17 protein-coding genes are annotated in these 20,300 nt (G+C 42.2%); 6 read left to right on the top strand and 11 right to left on the bottom strand.

Annotated elements, in window-relative coordinates:
• Nucleotides 1-6: 6 nt before the first annotated feature.
• Nucleotides 7-639: an ABC transporter substrate-binding protein gene (locus M1D52_RS04610; protein WP_013663722.1), complete on the bottom strand. Its 633-nt coding sequence runs from the start codon at nucleotides 637-639 to the stop codon at nucleotides 7-9.
• Between the two features lie 99 nt (nucleotides 640-738).
• The gene (locus M1D52_RS04605; protein WP_130858547.1) at nucleotides 739-1,566 is read right to left on the bottom strand and encodes a hypothetical protein; all 828 of its coding nucleotides are present in this window, start codon (nucleotides 1,564-1,566) and stop codon (nucleotides 739-741) included.
• Nucleotides 1,567-2,163: 597 nt separating this feature from the next.
• On the opposite strand from M1D52_RS04605, the gene M1D52_RS04600 reads away from it, so the two are divergent.
• Entirely contained in the window at nucleotides 2,164-2,637 is a 474-nt protein-coding gene (locus M1D52_RS04600) for a ribonuclease H-like YkuK family protein (RefSeq protein ID WP_013663724.1), read from the top strand.
• 877 nt (nucleotides 2,638-3,514) lie between these two features.
• Entirely contained in the window at nucleotides 3,515-4,021 is a 507-nt protein-coding gene (locus M1D52_RS04595; protein WP_437364830.1) for a TlpA family protein disulfide reductase, read from the top strand.
• On the opposite strand, the gene M1D52_RS04590 is transcribed toward M1D52_RS04595, so the two are convergent.
• The 4 genes from M1D52_RS04590 to M1D52_RS04575 form a co-directional block, all read right to left on the bottom strand.
• Entirely contained in the window at nucleotides 4,014-5,075 is a 1,062-nt protein-coding gene (locus tag M1D52_RS04590; protein WP_437394230.1) for an ABC transporter ATP-binding protein, read from the bottom strand. The two genes, M1D52_RS04595 and M1D52_RS04590, sit on opposite strands and share 8 nt — an antisense overlap.
• A 111-nt stretch (nucleotides 5,076-5,186) precedes the next feature.
• On the bottom strand, nucleotides 5,187-6,050 hold the full coding sequence (locus M1D52_RS04585; protein ID WP_013663728.1) for an outer membrane beta-barrel protein: 864 nt from the start codon (nucleotides 6,048-6,050) through the stop codon (nucleotides 5,187-5,189).
• A gap of 252 nt (nucleotides 6,051-6,302) precedes the next feature.
• Nucleotides 6,303-7,046: a hypothetical protein gene (locus tag M1D52_RS04580; protein WP_437394231.1), complete on the bottom strand. Its 744-nt coding sequence runs from the start codon at nucleotides 7,044-7,046 to the stop codon at nucleotides 6,303-6,305.
• A complete protein-coding gene (locus M1D52_RS04575; protein ID WP_437394232.1) occupies nucleotides 7,027-7,593 on the bottom strand; it encodes an RNA polymerase sigma factor in 567 nt (188 codons plus the stop codon). Before M1D52_RS04575 ends, M1D52_RS04580 begins: the two co-directional genes overlap by 20 nt.
• Nucleotides 7,594-7,986: 393 nt before the next feature.
• On the opposite strand from M1D52_RS04575, the gene M1D52_RS04570 reads away from it, so the two are divergent.
• From M1D52_RS04570 to M1D52_RS04555, 4 genes are all read left to right on the top strand, one after another.
• Nucleotides 7,987-9,105 carry an Ldh family oxidoreductase gene (locus tag M1D52_RS04570; RefSeq protein ID WP_437394233.1) on the top strand — a complete coding sequence of 373 codons (1,119 nt, stop codon included), beginning with the start codon at nucleotides 7,987-7,989 and terminating at the stop codon, nucleotides 9,103-9,105.
• 123 nt (nucleotides 9,106-9,228) lie between these two features.
• A complete protein-coding gene (locus M1D52_RS04565) occupies nucleotides 9,229-10,395 on the top strand; it encodes an efflux RND transporter periplasmic adaptor subunit (RefSeq protein WP_013663732.1) in 1,167 nt (388 codons plus the stop codon).
• A 54-nt stretch (nucleotides 10,396-10,449) separates the two neighbouring features.
• Entirely contained in the window at nucleotides 10,450-13,611 is a 3,162-nt protein-coding gene (locus tag M1D52_RS04560) for an efflux RND transporter permease subunit (protein WP_437394234.1), read from the top strand.
• On the top strand, nucleotides 13,604-15,070 hold the full coding sequence (locus M1D52_RS04555; RefSeq protein ID WP_377612938.1) for an efflux transporter outer membrane subunit: 1,467 nt from the start codon (nucleotides 13,604-13,606) through the stop codon (nucleotides 15,068-15,070). Before M1D52_RS04560 ends, M1D52_RS04555 begins: the two co-directional genes overlap by 8 nt.
• Nucleotides 15,071-15,420: 350 nt before the next feature.
• Here the strand turns inward: M1D52_RS04555 and lepB are convergent, their stop codons facing one another.
• The 5 genes from lepB to M1D52_RS04530 all read right to left on the bottom strand — a co-directional run bounded on the left by lepB (nucleotide 15,421) and on the right by M1D52_RS04530 (nucleotide 20,269).
• Nucleotides 15,421-16,845, bottom strand: coding sequence for a signal peptidase I (lepB, locus tag M1D52_RS04550; protein WP_437394235.1), 1,425 nt, complete (start codon nucleotides 16,843-16,845; stop codon nucleotides 15,421-15,423).
• Nucleotides 16,846-17,033: 188 nt separating this feature from the next.
• Entirely contained in the window at nucleotides 17,034-17,774 is a 741-nt protein-coding gene (gene dapB / locus M1D52_RS04545) for a 4-hydroxy-tetrahydrodipicolinate reductase (protein WP_437394236.1), read from the bottom strand.
• 70 nt (nucleotides 17,775-17,844) lie between these two features.
• Entirely contained in the window at nucleotides 17,845-18,546 is a 702-nt protein-coding gene (locus M1D52_RS04540) for a DUF5683 domain-containing protein (RefSeq protein WP_013663737.1), read from the bottom strand.
• On the bottom strand, nucleotides 18,546-19,475 hold the full coding sequence (locus M1D52_RS04535; RefSeq protein WP_013663738.1) for a ParB/RepB/Spo0J family partition protein: 930 nt from the start codon (nucleotides 19,473-19,475) through the stop codon (nucleotides 18,546-18,548). Before M1D52_RS04535 ends, M1D52_RS04540 begins: the two co-directional genes overlap by 1 nt.
• Nucleotides 19,475-20,269: a ParA family protein gene (locus M1D52_RS04530; protein WP_013663739.1), complete on the bottom strand. Its 795-nt coding sequence runs from the start codon at nucleotides 20,267-20,269 to the stop codon at nucleotides 19,475-19,477. The genes M1D52_RS04535 and M1D52_RS04530 overlap by 1 nt, the downstream gene beginning before the upstream one ends.
• Nucleotides 20,270-20,300: the final 31 nt, after the last annotated feature.

The following is a 20,300-nucleotide window of genomic DNA, read 5'->3' as shown; positions in this document are numbered from 1 at the left end:
AACGAATTAACTAAGCTCAAATTTCATCCACGATTCTCCCTCCCCGCCAAACACAAAATATTGAGGGTAAAGAATTTCTGCCAAAAGCTCTACATCATCTGCGGCCTCGGGCAAACTAGCAAGTAAGTGCTTTTCGCCGTCAATTAAAAACACCTTATTTTCCTTAATAGCCGGCGTGTTTTCCCATTCCTCATCTGCTAAAAAGCCTGGGATTTCACCTAATAATTGAAACATACTCCTATTTTGAGCTAGAAAGATGAAAAGCTGAGGTCCCTTCGTATCCAGTACTTCGTTATATACCCTTCCCCCTGCAGTTCGTATAATGGTATTAATATAAGCCTCCAGTTCGTTATCAAGCGTCGATTCGGCTACCACTTTAACAGTAGGTCGTTGGTTATCTGCTATAAATTTCAGTTTGTGAACCACGATATTAATACGCTCAGCAAGTTCTTCGATTAGTTTTTCCGCTTCTAGAGACACGTTCAAGCTTGTTCCTATGTAAGAGATGCGCTCATATATTTGATCAATATGATGAAGTTGCTGTGTTAAGTTGATGTCTTCTTCCAGTAGTTTTACGCATGCTTCATCCAAACCTAAAGCCTTCACAACTGTCGACAAATACGAGGTATAATCTTGCATAGTTTTATTGTTTACGAAGCAAACTTAGATAAAATGAGGGGTATAAAAAAGGGCTGCCAGGATATAATCACTAACAGCCCCCTCTTTAAAAATTGTTTCTTATTCGCTCAATTTAACTTCTCTTGTTATAGAAGTATTGTCTCCTTTTATTTCATTTCCATCAGGTCCTACCAACGTTAATTTGACTTTTAAATTCCCTTTTGGAGCTCCCTTGATTTCATAAGGGCCCCACTTGTCCAACGTGATCGTAGTGTCATTAATCTCTGCTTTCACTTTGTTGCCCGAAGCCGATAACTCCGTGTTCACTAGGTAGAAGTCAAGCAATAAGTTCTCGGTATCTTTTCCCTTATATTCGCCTTTCGGACGACTATAGAATAAAGCGGCATCCGCAGGAACGGGTAATTCCTCATATTTTCCCTGATCGGTAATTTTGAAATGCTTTAAAACATAAGCCTTTGGCTCTTTTATGGATTCATGGTAAGAACGTGAAAGAAAGGACAATAAATAGTGCTCGGTTCCTTTCTTCAGACTTACACTATTTTCCGGTTTATAAAGTGCGGTATAAGGCTGGTTGTCCAAAATAAAATGGATATGCTGCCCTTCCGCTGAATTAGCCATATGATCCGCATTATGATCGGCTGTATGTTCTGTCAACGTAAAATTCTTTACCGCATATTTAACCTCCAACTTCACTGAATCCTGGGAAGCACCCGGTGTAGCCGTAATAGAAGAGACGGCCAATTCAGCACCTGGAAATGCCTTTGAATCTGCGACAGGTGTAACACTGATCGCACTCGTTGCAGCCTCAGTGGCAGTAGTGCTGTCGGTTCCTTCTGTTGATTTTGTGCCAGATTGATTACATGCCGACAAAGAAGCTGCTATGAAAGCGCCCGTTGCCAGCGTCATGATTTGAGATTTAAAGTTCATATTGCTATTTTTTTTACGATAAGTACTAATAAGATTAATATCTAATCTAATAATACAGCTAAGTAACGTATTTTGTTTAAAAAGGACGAAGAATCTGATGTAAAATATTGGATATTTGTTATAGGCGTTGGGCTATAGGCAGTAAGCTTTAAGCACGCACCTACCTACAACATTACCACATTGGCTAATCTGCTAATTGGCTAATTCACTATTTATTGCGAGGCATTAGGCTATAGGCAGTAAGCTTTAGGCAGCCATCTACCCACATTGGCTAATTGTCTAATCTGCTAATTGGCTAATTCACTAATTCACTATTTCCCTACTCAACTATTGCGAGGCATTATGCTATAGGCAGTAAGCTTTAGGCACGCACTTACCTACAACATTACCACATTGGCTAATCAACTACTTAACTATTTAACGTCTCAACTATTTAACGACTTAACCTCTCAACAACCCAACGTGTTGATAATTAACTAAATGTTAACAAATAAACCACATTCTCTTTATCAGGAAACACTTCAAATGCGCTAACTTTATAGCAAAGATCGATACGCAGGCAAGGGCTATTTAGATTTAACGTAATACCTTTAATTTATGACCTGGAAAAAATTTAGCGGAGAACCCATTCGCAAACCACTTCTCGAAGAAGTAAGCACAGCCATCTCGAAAGAATATGCATTAGGAAACAAGCTCAAAGTCTGCATCGGCACCGACTCGCAGGTAAAAGGGCAAATCACTGATTTTGCAACGGTGATTGCTTTTATCCGCGAAAAGAAAGGTGGCTTTATGTTCATTCACCAAGAACGGTCCCTGCTTAAAATGAGCATCAAAGAACGAATGCTCGCGGAAGTACAGCGTTCTATTGAAACGGCTTATTCACTTTGCGATATTTTGGACACCTATCATGTCGACTTAGAAGTACATGCCGACATTAACACTAATCCTATGTTTAAATCCAATCAGGCACTTCATGAAGCTATGGGGTACATTTTAAGTATGGGCTTTGTATTCAAAGCGAAACCCGAGGCTTTTGCGAGCTCAACCTGTGCGAATAAAATGGTGCAGTAAAGAAGTTTTTTGATTCCTAGTTGTGAGCTTTTTTTTTATAATGAGCGAATTTTGGACATAAGGTCTAGGTAACATGACATAGAACCATAGCTGTCAAAGGGATTTCGTTTTTAAAAAAGAACCTTTTTCTTAATCAACTTTTCTTGATAAAAGTTGAGCAAACCGAAGAACGTAGTGATGAGTTCATGAACACCTTTAAAAATAAACAAGCCTGAATAAATCAAGGCTTGTGTAGGCTGCCTTGCAACTGATGGCAAAGCATCATTAGCGCGTATTGGAGCCGTTTCACTTCGTCAATCCGCTTGGGGATTGCAATATGAGCGAGGGTGCAAATGCTTTACTGCTCGTTGCGTCGATATCCTCCAAGGCCGTTCTTCCCACACACGAGGCTATATTTAGGGCTAAAGCTAATACGTCCGGTTAAAAGTAAAAGCCCTCCGTTCTGCCACAATGTCGCCTAGGAAATTTGCGGTTTGCACGTTGATGCATTACCGTTTAAAGCAAAGTTCCAAGCGACGAGTCTTTGGTTACTTTCTTCGGAAGAAAGTGACAAAATAAAGGTTTTTTTAATATAAACACCTCCTTCTCTATGTTAAAACCGAAACTGACCGACCAACGGGAGAAAGTAATCCTAGCTGACAGGCAAATAATTTGACGTTTGTCTTGATACCTGCCTACCGCAGGCAGGCTTGATACTTTTGTATTGGTACCGTAATAACCACCTGCCTGCCGGCAGGTAAGTAGTAGGACATAGGACAATAGATGTGTGTGCTAGAATAATAACATAACAGTCTTCGCCTTGATACTTTTATCGATACTTTTGTCCTAATACTTTTATCTTGATACTTTTGTCCTGATAACTAATAAAACAACAGCAATGAAATACATGTTCCTTTTCCTGATAAGCTTTCTACCTGCATTTTCCTATGCACAAGATCAGCAAGAATGGTTGGTTAAAATAGGTGATAAGGCACCTGATTTTTCGTTCACTCTAGCCGACAGCAGCTTAAAAAACCTACAGGATTATAAAGGAAAGGTAGTGTTGATCAATTTCTTCGCAACATGGTGCCCTCCTTGCCGAAAAGAACTCCCTCGCGTTCAGAAAGAAATTTACGATCGTTACAAGACTAACAAAAAGTTTGAGTTATTCGTCTTCGGCCGTGAAGAGAATTGGGACAAACTGCGGCCATTCATTGAAAAAACGGGCTACACCTTTCCCATCCTCCCTGATGTGAAGCGGGAAATATTCTCAAAATACGCAAACAGCGGTATTCCTAGAAACGTCGTGGTAGATGAAGAGGGCAAAATCATCTATTTATCCCTTGGTTATACGGAAGAAGAGTTTGATAAGCTATTAGAAGTCCTGGATAAGAGGCTTAATTAATCGCTTTATGTTGCAAGACTTCAATTGATACCTGTTGTCCAATCTGATATCGATTCGGCATTTTATTAATACATCGCAATTGGAGCTTCTCAGCCGACAATATAATTTCTTCGTAAAAGCCTTTAAAAAGGATGTTCTGAATAGTAAATGGCGTAGTAGTCCGTACGATCTCATCTATTCGTATCCACTCCGGATGGATAATGATCTCTTTTGCACTTATCTCAGGTAATAGATAACTAGCTTCCTCCTCGGACAATATATTACTCCTTGCCAATAACCTAGCGGTATACGCATTGGGTGGATTATCGTATATTTCTTTCGGGCTACCGACCCCCATTAAATTACCGTCTTGTAAAATTAATAAAGCATCCGATAAAGCCAGTACTTCACTTGGATCATGGGATACCATAATGACCGTTAGGCCGATCTCATCTACTATCTTTCGGATATCTTGCTGCAAGTGGTCGCGGAATGAAGCATCTACCTGATTAAAGGGCTCATCCATTAATAAGACCTGCGGTCCGGTCACAAGTGCCCGGGCGATGGCTACCCGCTGCTTCTCGCCTCCGCTTAGATCAGCAATACGTTGTTTGGATAGCCTCAAAATATTCAGACTGTTTAAGGCGATTTCCGTTTTATCGTGTTTTTCCAGTAAGTTGGTATTTGATAAACGAGACGCCACATTATCCCAAACATTAGCATAGGTATTTAAATCATCAAAGTGCTGAGATACCAGACGCATGTCTTCATGCCCCGGAATCAATTTATCGAAGGGCCCCGGCACCTTCCATCCTTTGAAACGAATTTCCCCTTCATCAGGACTTGCAAGGCCGTAAATTAATCGCAACAGTGTGCTTTTTCCGCTTCCACTTTCTCCTATGATCGCCGTGATTTTACCTTGCTCCACACCAAAGGAAATCTGGGTTAACCCTAAACTATCCGGTTTATCCGAAAAACGTTTTGATAAATTATCGACCTGAATATATGCTAGTCCTTGCTTTTGCGTATCCGAAGGAATAAAATCGCAGGAAGGGGTATTTGTATTATTTGCCATCAAAAAACATTACACTTATAGTGTAAACGCCTCGAAGATAAAAAAATTTTAGGCATTCATGAACTAGGTCGATCGTGACAGCGACTGATCGACCTATAAAAGCAAAAGTTTTTAGAAGAAGAACATCAGTCCGAAAGACATATTTCTCAGGCCCTCTTGCTGTGGACTATTCTCAAACATATCATTGAAATAGTACTTGGCATATAAACCGACCCATTTATAGCCCACACGTGCAAAAGCACCATAACGGAATTTAGCATAATTAAAATCGTCTTTAACTTTCCGTTTGCCTTCCTCTTCACTCTTAAATTTTTGGCTTCCACTTAGCAAGAAACCTCCAATTGGGCCGTAGGCAATTCGTAAATCACGATCCATGCCCAATCGGTGTTCGAAGGTTATCGGTATCCTAAGATAACTGGAGCTGAAACGGTTTTTGCTATAATGTATATCCGATTCGGTGTAGCTTAGCGGTGTAGTATTCCGGTCGAATATGATATCATTTTTCAGGCGTATGTGGGTCCAATCAAAACCGGCAGACAAAAACAATCTAAACTTTTCGTTGAAGCGGTAGCCGAATTGGAAAACATCAAAGCCCACATTAATTGTTTTCCATGTTCGGTTCCTTAGAAAATCGTTCTCCGGACTAAGCGTAAAACTACCATTATCTAGTAAGGTAGCCAATCCTAGATCAAAGCGGGAGAATGTGATTCCTAAAATAACCTTCGGCTTCTGCTTCAAAAAGTCAGTACTCTTACTTTTATTTAAGCTATCGCAAGGATTACAACGTTCAACCTTGACCATATTATCTCCATCAGAGCTCCATTTGACGGTTAGCTTTCGCTTTCGTTCAGTTTTTACGGTGTCCATATCCGTTGTATCACGTATCCCCTCCACCTTCGATAATTCAGTATTGCTTGCCTGAACGGTGCCAATCAACGCTAAAAAAGTTAACCCTGTAAATAAAATATGCTTCATATATGTAGTTATTAGTTGTTTGTTATTAGTTGTTCGTTATTAGTTGTTCGTTATTAGTTGTTGGAGACGTTTAATAGTTGAGTTGTTGAGTCGTTGAGAGGTTAAATGGTTGAGTCGTTGAGTCGTTAAATAGTTGAGTTGTCGAGTCGTGGAGTCGTCAAATCGTATCTACTTAACTACTTCCCTACTTAACTACTTAACGATTCCTCTACTTAACTACTTGACTATCCCCCCTACTTGACTATTCCCCCATCACAGCCTAACCTTCAATGCCTTCAAATCAACGGCTACTTTCAATGTGCCTTCATCATCACTGGCAAAAGACAGCACCTTTGCATCACCATGATCAACCGAACCTACGACATAATTTAAAATCTCACCTATGCCGAAATTTTTCTTTTCTTGGCTCTTCACCTTTGTATCCTTTAACGTCGGAGTCTCAATAAAAGCAAACTGTAGCGCCGGTTGCTCTACGCGTCCATTACCTGGAGATACGGCGACTGATACTACCTCATTGACGATCATGGGCCGGTTGCCCGTGTCTTCCATAATAACATCGGGATCTGTCATTGCCCTATTTTCCGATACCGTTATTTTCCGCCCGTCTATTCGCTCCTTTAAATCCCGCCTCGCAGGGGATACGCTCCTATGAACCATCTTTTCGCCTTTACCGATTCCATTATTGCTTTTGGTCACAGGCAGTGGTAAGGCAGCCCCTTCGTCTTTTATAACTTCTTTCTTTGCACTTAAATATACAACTTTGCGTGGCTGTTTGATATAAGTTATCCCCAACCCTAAAGTAAGCGCAATCATGGCGGCTATCGACCACCTCATCAAGGCTCTCTTCATTTGAAGCGGCCTTGCTCCCGATCCGGTTGTCTGCTGATCCAACTGTTCGGCGATATTCGACCATACTTTGTTCGAGACCTGCGGTTCAAAAGAATCAAGTTTCTTCCGAACCTCCTCATCAAAAATATCATTCCGCATACGATCCATAATTACCCCCTCTTTCTAACATTACCAATTTACTTTTTAACCATGCCCGCGCACGGGACAATTGCGATTTTGAAGCACCTTCGCTGATACTCAGTGCTTCAGCTATTTCTTTGTGTGAATAACCTTCCAGGGCATACATATTAAACACGATACGATAACCGTCCGGCAATTGTTGAATCAGCGCAAGCAAATCACGTACCTCCAACCCTTCCATATCAAATGTCTGTTGCTCTTCGTCAAAAACGGCGTCAACACTTATTGTGTTCTGCATTCGCTGATTCTTCCGTATCATCTCTATCGCTGTATTTACAAAGATTTTTCGTATCCAACCCTCAAAAGACCCTTCCCCCCTAAAACCAGCTACACACTGAAACACCTTGATAAAACCATTTTGCAACATATCCTCTGCTTCTATCTCGGATGTGGCATAACGCAAACAAAGGTTGAACATCTTCGAAGCAATTGCCCGATAGAGCGACTCCTGTGCCTTTCGCTCTCCCCGGCGGCAACCTTCCAATAGATCATCGATGGTGTATAATTGCTTCAAATTATGTTCCCTTTTTCTCTTAGATGTCAAGAGCAGTAAAAAGGTTGCATGATTTTTTTATTTTTTTGTTGAGTAGTTGAGACGTTAAATAGTTAAGTAGGGGATTAGTTAATTAGCCGATTAGCCAATTGGTGAATTAGCCAATGAAGCATGGGCGTGAAGTAGAGAAATTGTGGAGTGGTTGAGACGTTAAATAGCTAAGTAGTGGGTTGGTTAATTATTCATTAGTGTTTATTTAAAGGCATTATTTATAGGAGCTCCCTCGAGTCTTTGGGGTCGGTTAGTTTGATAATGTTGGACGAATAACTAATAACCAACAACGAATAACTAATAACTTGCAACCCACAACTAATAACCGATAACTAACAACAATTTATTAAGTTTGCGAAGCACTTGAACAAAAAGAAACACAAACAATTGGAAAACACACTTATAATAAGCGAAACCAGCCTACGTGAATTTACTGAACAAGTATTCTTAACGATCGGTTGTACGGCAGCGCATGCTAAACTGGCTGCGGATGTGCTGATTGCAGCCGATCTACGGGGCATTGATTCCCACGGGACGGCACGACTAAGCGGATATGTTCGGCTGTGGCAAAAAGGCAGACTAAATCCTTCACCGGAGATACGGATTATACATGAAACGCCCACTACGGCTACCGTAGATGGGGATCGCGGTTTAGGTTTGGTAGTAGCACCTTATGCCATGGAAATTGCCATCAAAAAAGCGAAAGACTATGGCTCCGGGTGGGTCGCTGTACGCAACTCCAATCATTTCGGCATTGCCGGTTATCATGCCTTATTAGCCGTTGAACAAGATATGATCGGTTATGCCATGACCAATGCTAGTCCGCTAGTAACCCCCACTTTCAGCAAAGAGCGGATGTTAGGGACCAACCCCATGTGTTATGCATTTCCGGCAGGAGCGTATCCGCCGGTAGTTGTAGATATGGCGACATCCGCTGCTGCTAACGGTAAACTTGAAATTGCTCAGCGCAATGGATATTCTATTCCTGACGGATGGGTACAAACGAAAGACGGCACTCCTTCGGTAAATCCGCACGAGCTTAAATCCGGAGGGGCCTTACTTCCTTTGGGAGGTGACCGAGCACATGGTAGTCACAAAGGATTTGGACTTAGCGCCACGGTTGACATTCTAAGTGCCGTGCTTTCGGGCGCTAATTATGGCCCTTGGGCACCGCCTTTTGTTGCTTATTTAGAGCCTCATCCTCAACCCGTAGGAGAAGGTTTGGGACATTTTTTAGGCGCATTGAGAGCCGATGGTTTCCGTCCTCTTGACGATTTTAAACAGCATATGGATAATTGGATTCATCGGTTTAAAAACGCAGAACCCATTGACAAAAGTCAGCCTGTCATTATTCCTGGTGAACCCGAGCGGGCTGCAACCATAGAAAGAAAAGCAAATGGCATCCCTGTTGTTAAAAGCGTATTTGATGACTTACTAAAGCTAGCGGATGACCTTAGTTTACCATCACCGAACATAGCATGACGTTTTTGGCATTAATTCTGAAACCTACAGGTTGGCTTTATGTCCTTATAAAAGCAAACTTATTTGAAAATGTTTTGTTGAAAAGCAACAACATGCTTAAACACTAAAACATAAAAAACATCAATGATTATTAAAACGAGTAAAAACATTAAATCCCTTTTAACACTCAGTACAGGTCTTTTTTTATTAGCAATTACAAGCAGCTGCCATTCCGGTTCCTCCAACGCAGAAGATGAAAGCAACAAGCGATTAAGTCTTCCGGTTTTTATGGTTGACACTGGTACGGCTTTAACAGAACGAGATTATCTCGGAACCATCGAAGGAAAAGTAAATGTAGAAATCCGTCCACAGGTTGAGGGCATTCTAGAAAAAATATATGTTGATGAAGGTGCCTACGTGAAACAGGGACAAAATCTTTTTAAAATCAACGAACAACCTTATTTGGAGGCGCTCAAAAATGCCATTGCAGAAGAAACAGTTGAAAAGGCTAAAGAAAAAAATGCCCAGCTGGAAGTCGAGAGTCTAAAACCGTTGGTAGAAAATGACGTTATATCTAACGTACAGCTTCAAACAGCTCGTTCCAATGCCGATATTGCTACGGCTTCGGTTGCAAAAGCAGCAACAGCCGTTGCGACAGCCAAAATAAATCTCGACTTTACCAATATTAAAGCTCCTTCGAGTGGATATATAGGTCGTATTCCAAAACGAATCGGAAATTTGATTACGAAAGGTGATTCTCAGCCACTCACCATTTTGTCTGACACACGTGATGTGTATGTGTACTTTTCCATGAGCGAGGCAGATTTCCTACATTTCACCAAAGGTGGACGATCAAACGACTCGTCTGCTAACAATGACATGTTAATTCCCTACGTTCGCCTTATGTTGGCCGACGGCACCGAATATGCGGAGAAAGGGATCGTAGATGCGATTGATGGACAGGTAAATAGAACTACCGGAGCCATTTCTCTTCGAGCTTCTTTCCCTAATCCTCACGACGTGCTTAGACAAGGGAACACCGGTACCTTGAAAATGGAAGAAAAGAAACCCGGCGTCTTGTTGATGCCTCAAGTAGCCGCCGTTGAATTACAAGACAAAACCTTTGTATATATTGTAACGCCGGATAACAAGGTAAAGATGCGTGCCGTCATTCTTGATGGAGTCAGCGGGCCTAACTATATTGTTAAAGATGGACTAAGGCCGGGCGACCGCGTCGTACTGTCAGGCTTTGACAAATTGGAAGACGGCCTAGCCATTAATCCACAGCTACAAAATCCCAAACGCAGTTAAAATCCCCGTGTTAAAGTAAATACCTATTAACTCCATTAGCGAGAGGAAAAAACTATGTTAAAAACTGTCATAAGCAGACCCGTCCTTGCTACCGTCATATCCATCTTATTGGTCATGTTGGGCATTGTCGGCATGCTGCAATTACCTGTCACACGTTTTCCCGAAATTGCCCCTCCGAGCGTGAGCGTTACTTTATCTTATCCCGGAGCCAATGCTGAAACGGTGGCGCAGAGTGTCTTACTACCTATTGAAGAAGCTATTAACGGGGTCGACAATATGACCTATATACGATCTACCGCCAGCAATACCGGTTCCGGCAGTATCAATATTTTCTTCAAAGCAGGCACCAATCCCGATCAAGCGGCCGTTAATGTCCAGACGCGTGTCTCAAAGGCCGCCAGCCAAATTCCCGCAGAAGTAAACGAAGCGGGCATCAGTGTTATGCCCAAGCAGAATGGTGTCATCATGACTATGAATATTTTCAGTAATCACCCTGATACGGTTTATGATGAAACCTTCCTGCAAGCCTATGCGCAAATTAATATTAACCGTGAGTTATTACGCGTCCCAGGTGTTGCCACCATCAGTCGAATTGGAGCTAGAGATTATTCCATGCGTACATGGCTTAATCCGGAAAAATTGGCTGTTTACGGCTTGGTACCTCAAGATGTCATCGATGCCATCAAGAGTCAAAACTTTGAAATCGCCCCAGGAAAATTCGGTGAAGCATCCGATGAGGTTTTCGAAACCGTTTTGAAACATCGCGGTCGTTTCAGTAATCCGGAGGATTATGAAAATCTAGTTATTCGGACCAACGAAGACGGTTCTGTGCTCTACCTTAAAGATGTCGCTCGTATCGAATTCGGTGCTTCTAATGTGGGATCGGACAACAAAGTAAACGGCTTCCCGGGGTTAACGATCAACGTAGTCCAAACGAGTGGCTCGAATGCCGTGGAAATCGATGGACAAATACGAAAGGTGATGGAAAAGTTACAGCGATCTTTTCCCGAGGGTATCAAATATGAAATCACGTATAGTGTTCGTGATCAAATAGACGAGTCGATCAGTCAGGTGAAACACACCTTATTCGAAGCCTTTTTCTTGGTGTTTGTCATTGTCTTTATATTCCTGCAAGATTTTCGTTCCACATTGATTCCGGCAATCGCCATCCCGGTATCGTTGGTAGGAACTTTTTTCTTCCTACTTCTATTTGGCTTTTCCATCAACGTTTTAACCATGTTTGCGCTCGTTTTAGCCATTGGTATTGTGGTAGATGATGCCATTGTTGTCGTAGAAGCGGTTCATCAAAAAATGGAACGTACCGGATTATCTCCGCGGAAAGCAACACTTTCTGCGATGAGCGAAATTACCGGCGCCATCTTATCGATTACCATGGTAATGGCGGCAGTATTCCTTCCTGTCGGTTTCATGGAAGGTCCGTCCGGCCTATTTTATAAACAGTTTGCCTATACGCTAGCTACTGCTATCTTGATTTCGGCGCTCAATGCATTAACATTAAGTCCTGCACTATGCGCTTTGTTGTTGAGAAACAACCACCATGATGATAAGGAAAAGGAGTTAAAAGGAAGCAAATTGTCCAAATATTCGAGGCGGTTTTTTGATGGATTTAATGTTGCGTTTGATACACTTACCAATAAGTATATACGCTCTTTAAATTTCCTGCTGCGTAAGAAATGGCTTACCCTGGCCCTGTTAGCCTCGCTTTCCGCAGCCGGTATTTTTCTGATGAATAGAACACCGTCAAGCTTTATCCCCACAGAAGACGACAGTTTTGTTACCTTTTCTATGTCTATGCCTCCTGGGGCTTCTTTAGCGAGAACGACAGAAGTATTACAGCGAGCCGACAGCATAGTGAGAAAACGCGAGCAGATTTCAGGCATGACGACTATTTCCGGTTACAATGCCATTGACGCCACGGCCAGCCCGGCCTTTGCGGTAGGCTATATCAATCTAAAAGACCATAAGGAACGAGGAGAGATAAAAGACATTAACGCTTTTATGGATAGTATCCGTCAGGATCTTTCTCAGATTAGCGAAGCCACTTTTAGCGTTTATCCACGTCCTACGGTACAAGGGTTTGGTGATTTTAGTGGCTTAGAGTTCGTTTTACAAGACCGCCTCGGTGGTACTTTTGCATCGTTCAGCAAGGTGGCGAACAATTTTATTCAAGAACTGCAAAAAAGACCTGAAATTGAAACAGCATTTACGCCGTTTAAAGCCAATTTCCCACAATATCAGCTAGAGGTCGATTTTGTAAAAGCACAGGCCCTAGGTGTCACCGCAAAGGATCTGATGACAACCATACGAGGCTATTACGGCCGGGTACAAGCCGGCGATTTCAGTCGCTTTGGCAGACAATATCGTATCTACATGCAGGCAGACGCCCGATTTACCAATGACCCGGAGTCTTTTAAATCGATTTTCGTCCGTAATAAAAACGGTGACATGGTACCAGCCAATACCTTGGTAAAACTGCGGAAAGTCTTTGGTCCGGAAACCGTCAATCGTTATAACTTATTTAATGCTATTGCTATCAATGCGACACCAGCGGCAGGCCATAGTTCCGGTGACGCAATGAAAGCTGTCGATGAGGTGGCGGAAAAGGTGTTGACAGCAAACTATAGCTATGAATGGACCGGCATGAGTTTGGAAGAGCGACAAAGTGGTGGACAAACCATTCTAATCTTTACGTTAAGTATTCTCTTTGTCTATTTCTTACTGGCAGCACAATACGAAAGCTATATTTTACCTTTCGCCATTTTACTTTCGGTTCCGGTTGGTCTCGTAGGGGTTTATACAGCTGTCAATCTGGTCGGACTCGAAAACAACATATATGTTCAGGTTGGCCTTATCATGCTTATAGGACTACTGGCGAAAAACGCCATTCTCATTGTGGAATTTGCCGTTCAACAACGTAAATCCGGTTTGTCGATTTACGATGCCGCGATTGAAGGAGCCCGCTTACGATTGAGACCGATCCTAATGACTTCACTGGCTTTCGTTGCGGGCTTGATTCCTTTGATGTGGACGGTCGGGCCGTCGGCACAAGGTAATCATTCAATCAGTATCGGTGCAGCAGGCGGTATGTTATTCGGCGTAACAGTTGGTGTATTTGTTATCCCCGTTCTTTATATGGTTTTTCAGCATTTTGATGAAAAGGTAAAATCCAAAATGATTCAGGAAGAAGATGATTAAAAAAAATATAAAAACAAGGCACTTCGGCTCAATAGCACTTTTGACGATATTCCTTAGTCTATTACTTAATGCTTGTAAAGTAGGGAAAGATTATAAGCGGCCGCATTTGAACCTTCCCAAAAAATATCGAGATGAAATCAGTCCCGCCGATTCGGTCGGAATAGGCAACATCTATTGGCGCGAATTCTTTGTCGATACTACACTTCGTAAGATTATTGACACGGCCCTTGTGAGTAACTACGATATGCGGAAAGCTCTGAAAAACATTCAGATCGCTAACCAACGTGTTTTCCAGGCACGTGCAGAATTTCTTCCCGACATCAATGCTACCTTGGGAAGCGTCAATAGGCAATACCGATCCAAAAACTTCTATTCTAATCCCTCCTCGAAATATTACGAAACGAAGGGTAAAGAAGCTCCGGAAACCTTATTTGATTATACCATGCAGCATATGAGCAGTATTGGACTCAGCTGGGAGCTGGACATTTGGGGTAAAATTCGGCGCATGAATGAGCGGACCCTAGCGGAGTATCTGCAAACGTATGAGGCTCGTAAACTCTTACAAACGCAATTGGTTGCCAATATCGCGGAAGGCTATTACAACTTATTGATGTTAGATGCTCAATTGGAAGTAGCCCGTCGAAACCTGCGGTTGACCGATAGCACGTTACGCATTGTCAAATTGCAACGGGATGCGGGTCAGGTAACCTCGCTCGCTATCCAGCAAACCGAGTCGCAACGTTTAGCAGCTCAATCGCTTATTCCGCAATTGGAGCGTCAGGTAGTCATTCAAGAAAATAGCTTGCGAGCTTTATCCGGTGAATTGCCCGATAGTATTCCACGAGATGCCTCCTTGACTGATTTTTTGATCGAAGATTCTGTTACGGCCGGTGTTCCGCTATACATGGTGAGTCACCGACCCGACGTACGTGCCTCTGAGCTCGCGCTACGTGCTGCTAATGCAAATGTCGGCGTCACACAGGCCTATCGTTATCCGACGCTGACCATAGAAGCCGAAGGCGGGGTAAACAGTATGTTATCCAAAAATTGGTTTAAAATTCCCGGCTCTCTATTTGGGGGTATAATAGGGAGTTTGACAGCTCCTGTCTTTAATAAACGCAAAATTAAAACGGACATCGAAGTTGCCAAACTCGAACGGGATAAGGCCGAACTGGATTTTCAACAGGTTGTATTGGATGCCATTAATGAAATTACCAATACGTTGATAACCTTTAAAAAATTGCAGGAAGAGTATGAAATTGCTGAAAATCGAGTAAAGGTTGCTCAACTAGGTATTAAACAAGCGGGATTATTATTTAAAGCAGGTTATGCTACTTATCTGGAAGTCATTACGGCGCAACAGAATGCGATTGACAGTGAACTGGAATTAGTAAGCCTTAAACAACAATTATTGCTGGCTAGAGTTGAGTTGTATAGAGCATTAGGTGGAGGGGCGTAGTGTTAGTTATTAGTTATTGGTTGTTAGTTATTAGTTATTGGTTGTTAGTTATTGGTTATTAGTTGTCCGTTGTGAGCAGAGGCACTCCTAAGGGCTAGGTTAGTTGTTGGTTATTCGTTGTTGGTTGTTCGTACCAACATTATCACATTAATTAACCGACTCCGAAGACTCGGGAGAGCTCATGCCCGTCCCGAGTCTTTCAGGGAATGCCTTTAAATAAACATTAATGAATAATTGGCTAATCGGCTAATTAACTAACCGAGCATAGCGAGCTCATGAATACCTTAAAGTGAACACGAATGAATAATTCCCTACTCAACAACTTAACTACTCTCAACGAATAACTAAAATTAATGGATTCCCATAAAAATACGATTCCATCTGATCTTGTCAAAGAAAGATCCTTTGTCATCTAAACTAAGCCATACAAAAAGGGCCTTACCAACAATATGATCTTCCGGCACAAATCCCCAAAATCTCGAATCCAACGAATTATGGCGATTGTCCCCCATCATCCAATAATAATTCATTTTGAAGGTATAACTCGTTGCTTTAGTGCCGTCAATATAATAACCATCCCCTTTTTTCTCAAACGTGTGGCCTTCATATACCGTAATAGCACGTTCGTAAATTGGCACGGTCTGTTCATTCAATTGAACCGTCCAACCTTGATGTGGCACAATGACCGGCCCATAATTATCTCTGTTCCAATCTGACCCTTGGGGAAAAATATCCTGTGTAGGTTCAGGGGTTCCCTTCGGATAAATAAGCGGTTTAATTTCCTTCACGTTTGCCCATCCTTTGATTGTATTTGCCAACGAAGGTGTCAGATAGAAAACGTACTGGTTCGCTTGCCCCGTTGATCCACCGTCGATCCGCATATCGTTAATGCGGTCTAGATTAATATCGGTACCATCCGTGGTCACCTCGTACATAAGTTGACCTTCCACGGGCGTTATGCCCTGTTTTCCATTAACATAAACCTGTGCATTTACAATGGAAATGGTATCACCCGGTATACCGATCGCACGCTTTATATAGTTTTCCCGTTTATCCACCGGTCTATTAAAGGGTGCATCAGCCTCCATCGGATAATTAAATACCACCACGTCATTACGTTTGATTTTCTGCAAGCCCGGTAATCGACGATAATCCATTTCCAAACCGTCCCAATAGGCCTTCGTGCCCGTTATTGGCATGGTGTGATGAGCAAAAGGAAAAGCAATCGGCGTCATCGGAAGACGTGGTCCATAGTTTATTTTACTAACAAAAAGAAAATCCCCGGTAAGTAAGCTCCGTTCCATAGAGCCGGAGGGAATCATGTAAGCTTCAATTAAAAAAGTCCTGATCAACGTTGCGGCTACAACAGCAAAGACGATGGCGTCAGCCCATTCCCGGGTCGCAGACTTTTTGTAAGGATACTTCTTCTTAAATTCTTCTGTAGCCGAAGCTCCCCAATAGGTAACCGTTTTATCAGCGCCCCATAAGGGGAAGACGATAAAAGGTACGATAATGGTCCCCACTTGATCGAGAAAAGAACGCCGACCAAAACATCGAACAAAATCTATGTACAGCCCAATACCGATGAAAAGATTGATGATAGGGACTACTAGCAAAATCACCCACCACCATGGTCTTCCGGTAAGTTTAGTAATAATATATTCACGATAGAAAGGAATCAGTGATTCCCATCCGGGCCTTCCTGCTTTCACAAAAAGTAACCATAAACCGATCTGCGTGCCCAGAAAAAATACTACCAAAAAAGCTGTTAACATGCCTTATAAAGTAAAAATTAAAAAGTAAAAATTAAAAAGCCTGCCTCCCGTAGGGATGGTCAAAACCCCGGAGGGCTCATTGATGCCTTAAGAAACAAATAAGATATCAATAATTAAAAAAGTAATCAGCGTTCGGAAGTCGGCTTTCAGCTTGTTCTAAAAGAAAGCTGATTTCTGACCGCAGACAGCTACCCAAAATCAAACATATCCGTAACAGCATAGAAGCCTTTCTTACCTTGCAACCACTCCGCGGCGATGACCGCACCTAAAGCAAAGCCTGCACGGCTATGTGCTGTGTGTTTAAATTCAATCTGATCCACCTCCGAACTGTACAATACCGTATGAGTGCCAGGTACTTCCTCAATCCGATGCGATTCGATCAATAACTGATTTTTCTTCGGTATGATTTCGTCGCCTTCTCCGACCAGGTTGTTTACCCATTCATCCTTATCATCGTTATGTTCCAAAATACCTTCTGCTATCGTAATGGCCGTACCGCTTGGGGAGTCCAGTTTATGAGTATGATGGATTTCCTCTACTTGGACGTCATATTGTTTATAAGGACTCATAGCTTTAGCCAATAACTTATTGATATGAAAGAACACATTAACACCAATACTGAAGTTAGACCCGTAAAGTAAGGATTTGTTACCTGCTTTACATTTTTCTTCAATTTCCGCCAGGTGACTATACCAGCCCGTTGTTCCCACAACCATGGGCGTATCTGCTTCAAAACAAAGATTTATGTTTTGAAGGGCCCCTTGTGGCGTACTAAAATCGATGGCAACATCAATGTCAGAAAAATCGTCCGCTATGATCTCATGTCGATTATTCTCATCAATAATCAATGCCACCGTATGACCTCGTTCAGAAGCAATTTTTTCTATGATACGGCCCATTTTACCGTAACCAATCAAGGCTATGTTCATTATATTTTGCTATGTGTTTAGGTTTGCAATATACGATTTTACTTAAAACTCCTAAATGTAGTAAATTTTGTCACTTAATCGAAAAGGTTGCTTTTAGCCCCACTACCGGAGTCGAACGGTAAGCCAACATACCGGGAGCTTGCATCAGGGTAGGACGAATATTAAAAGTGAGGTCGTCACTCATATCATAGCGTTTAAATTTCGCATCGATGTAAGCGTCGATTACGTTCAGCGCATACCATCCAACGGTAAGCAGAATGGTTAAATCTCGGTTTCGTCGATAAAAATCTTTCGCCCCGATAAGCCATTCAGTTGTCACGTAGTCAGGATACTTTGGATTCTGGCTGAGCCCCTGGTTGGCTAGACGGAAGCGAACCTCCTCTAAGGTCTCACTGTAGTTATTCTGTGCAAATACAAACGAATAACCTAAGCCTCCGAAACCTGCCCAGATGATCGGAGCTTTTACATAGCCCCAACCACGATTAAACAATTGCCCCCATCCCGGCAAAATAAGTGATCGGCGAACTGCCTTTTTCGTCAAAGCTTCTAATGCTAAACGAGCGGAATCTTTGTAAACGACCGGCTTCTGCTCTTCCTCTTTTTGTTCCCGTCTTTTCCGTTCCTTTTTCGGCACATTAGCGGTATCAGTCATATTGAAACGATCTTTACTGATATCATTAGGTGTTCTAATACTATCGGGCACCTGTGCTAGCACACAAGAGCAGGCCATCACAAAAAAAACAAGTAAAGAGAGAAACCGAAATGTTGTCATTACCAATCTAATAACTCCAGAATCCGACTAAGATCATCTTCCGACATAAATGGAATCTCAATCGTACCTTTTCCGCCCTTACTTTTTACGTTGAGCTTTACTTTAGTAGAAAATTTGGAGGCCAGGTCATCCTGGATCTTTTGAAACTCAAACGACAGCGGCTTCTCTTTAGTATCAGGCTTCGCTTTATTCTTGTAAGTACTGTCGTTAACGAGCCTTACCAGCTCCTCAACTTTCCGTACAGATAATCCTTTTTCAATAATTTCCTGAAAAATATACAGTTGTTTATCGACATCGGCGACATTGATTAAGGCACGGGCATGCCCCATACTCAATTTTCCATCGCGGATAGATGCCTGAATAGCCGGTGGTAATTTTAGTAAACGAAGATAGTTGGTAACCGTTGATCTGTTTTTACTTACCCGATCACCTAACTCTTCCTGCTTCAGGTTACACTCGTCAATCATGCGCTGAAAACTTAAGGCAACCTCTATTGCATTTAGATTCTCCCGTTGTATATTTTCGATGAGTGCCATTTCCAACATCTGTTGGTCATTAGCTGTTCTTATGTATGCCGGAATCTCTGTCAGTCCTGCAATCCTAGATGCTCTTAAGCGTCGTTCGCCGGAAATCAACTGATAATTCCCATTTCCCATTTTGCGTACGGTAATGGGTTGAATCAGACCTTGTAATTTAATTGAATCAGCAAGCTCATTTAAGGCTTCTGCATCAAAATCTGTCCTTGGCTGGAAAGGGTTTACTTCTATCGCATCAATTTTAATCTGGCTAATTGATCCCGGCGGCACATCCTTCCCTATTCCCACTGCGGTTGACTGCTGACTGGCTGCTGTTTGCTTTACCACTTCGTCTGTATCATTCAGCAATGCACTTAAGCCTTTTCCTAAACCTGTTTTTCGCTGTTGCGCCATTATATTTTTGCCTCCTCTTGCTCTTTCTGTAAACCGTTTTTAATTAAAATCTCTCTCGCCAAATTTAGATAGTTAATGGCTCCTTTTGAGTTGGCATCGTGCATGATCACGGAAATACCAAAGCTCGGAGCTTCACTTAAACGCGTATTTCGTTGGATAATGGTATTAAAAACCAGGTCGTTAAAATGCGAGCGCACTTCCTCAACTACCTGATTGGATAAACGCAAGCGAACATCGTACATGGTTAGCAAAATGCCTTCAATCTCGAGATTGGTATTCAAGCGGTTTTGAACAATTTTAATGGTGTTTAGCAACTTACCTAATCCTTCCAACGCAAAGTATTCGCATTGAACAGGGATGATCACTGAGTTTGCCGCTGTTAATGCGTTAATGGTAATTAATCCGAGAGAGGGCGAACAATCGATGATAATAAAGTCATAGTCGTCACTTACCTGCTTCAATACGGACCGCATTTTATACTCACGATCATTGAGATTGATCATCTCGATCTCAGCCCCTACAAGATCAATATGTGCAGGGAGCAGATCCAAATTAGGTGTTTCGGTTTTTTGGATAGCCTCTCTGGGATCTAAATCATTAATAATACATTCGTATACACTCGATTTGATAGCCCTTGGATCGAAACCGATACCGGAGGTTGAATTTGCCTGAGGATCCGCATCCACCAAAAGTGTTCGGTACTCCAATACGGCAAGACTCGCTGCTAAATTAATCGAGGATGTGGTCTTACCCACTCCTCCTTTTTGATTGGCTAACGCTATGATTTTACCCATTGTAATTTATAAGTCCTAAGTAAAAAATATT

The sequence above is a fragment of the Olivibacter sp. SA151 genome, assembly GCF_054130995.1.
The sequence above is the reverse complement of the archived record's forward strand: the minus strand, read 5'-3'. Positions and strand labels throughout refer to the sequence as shown.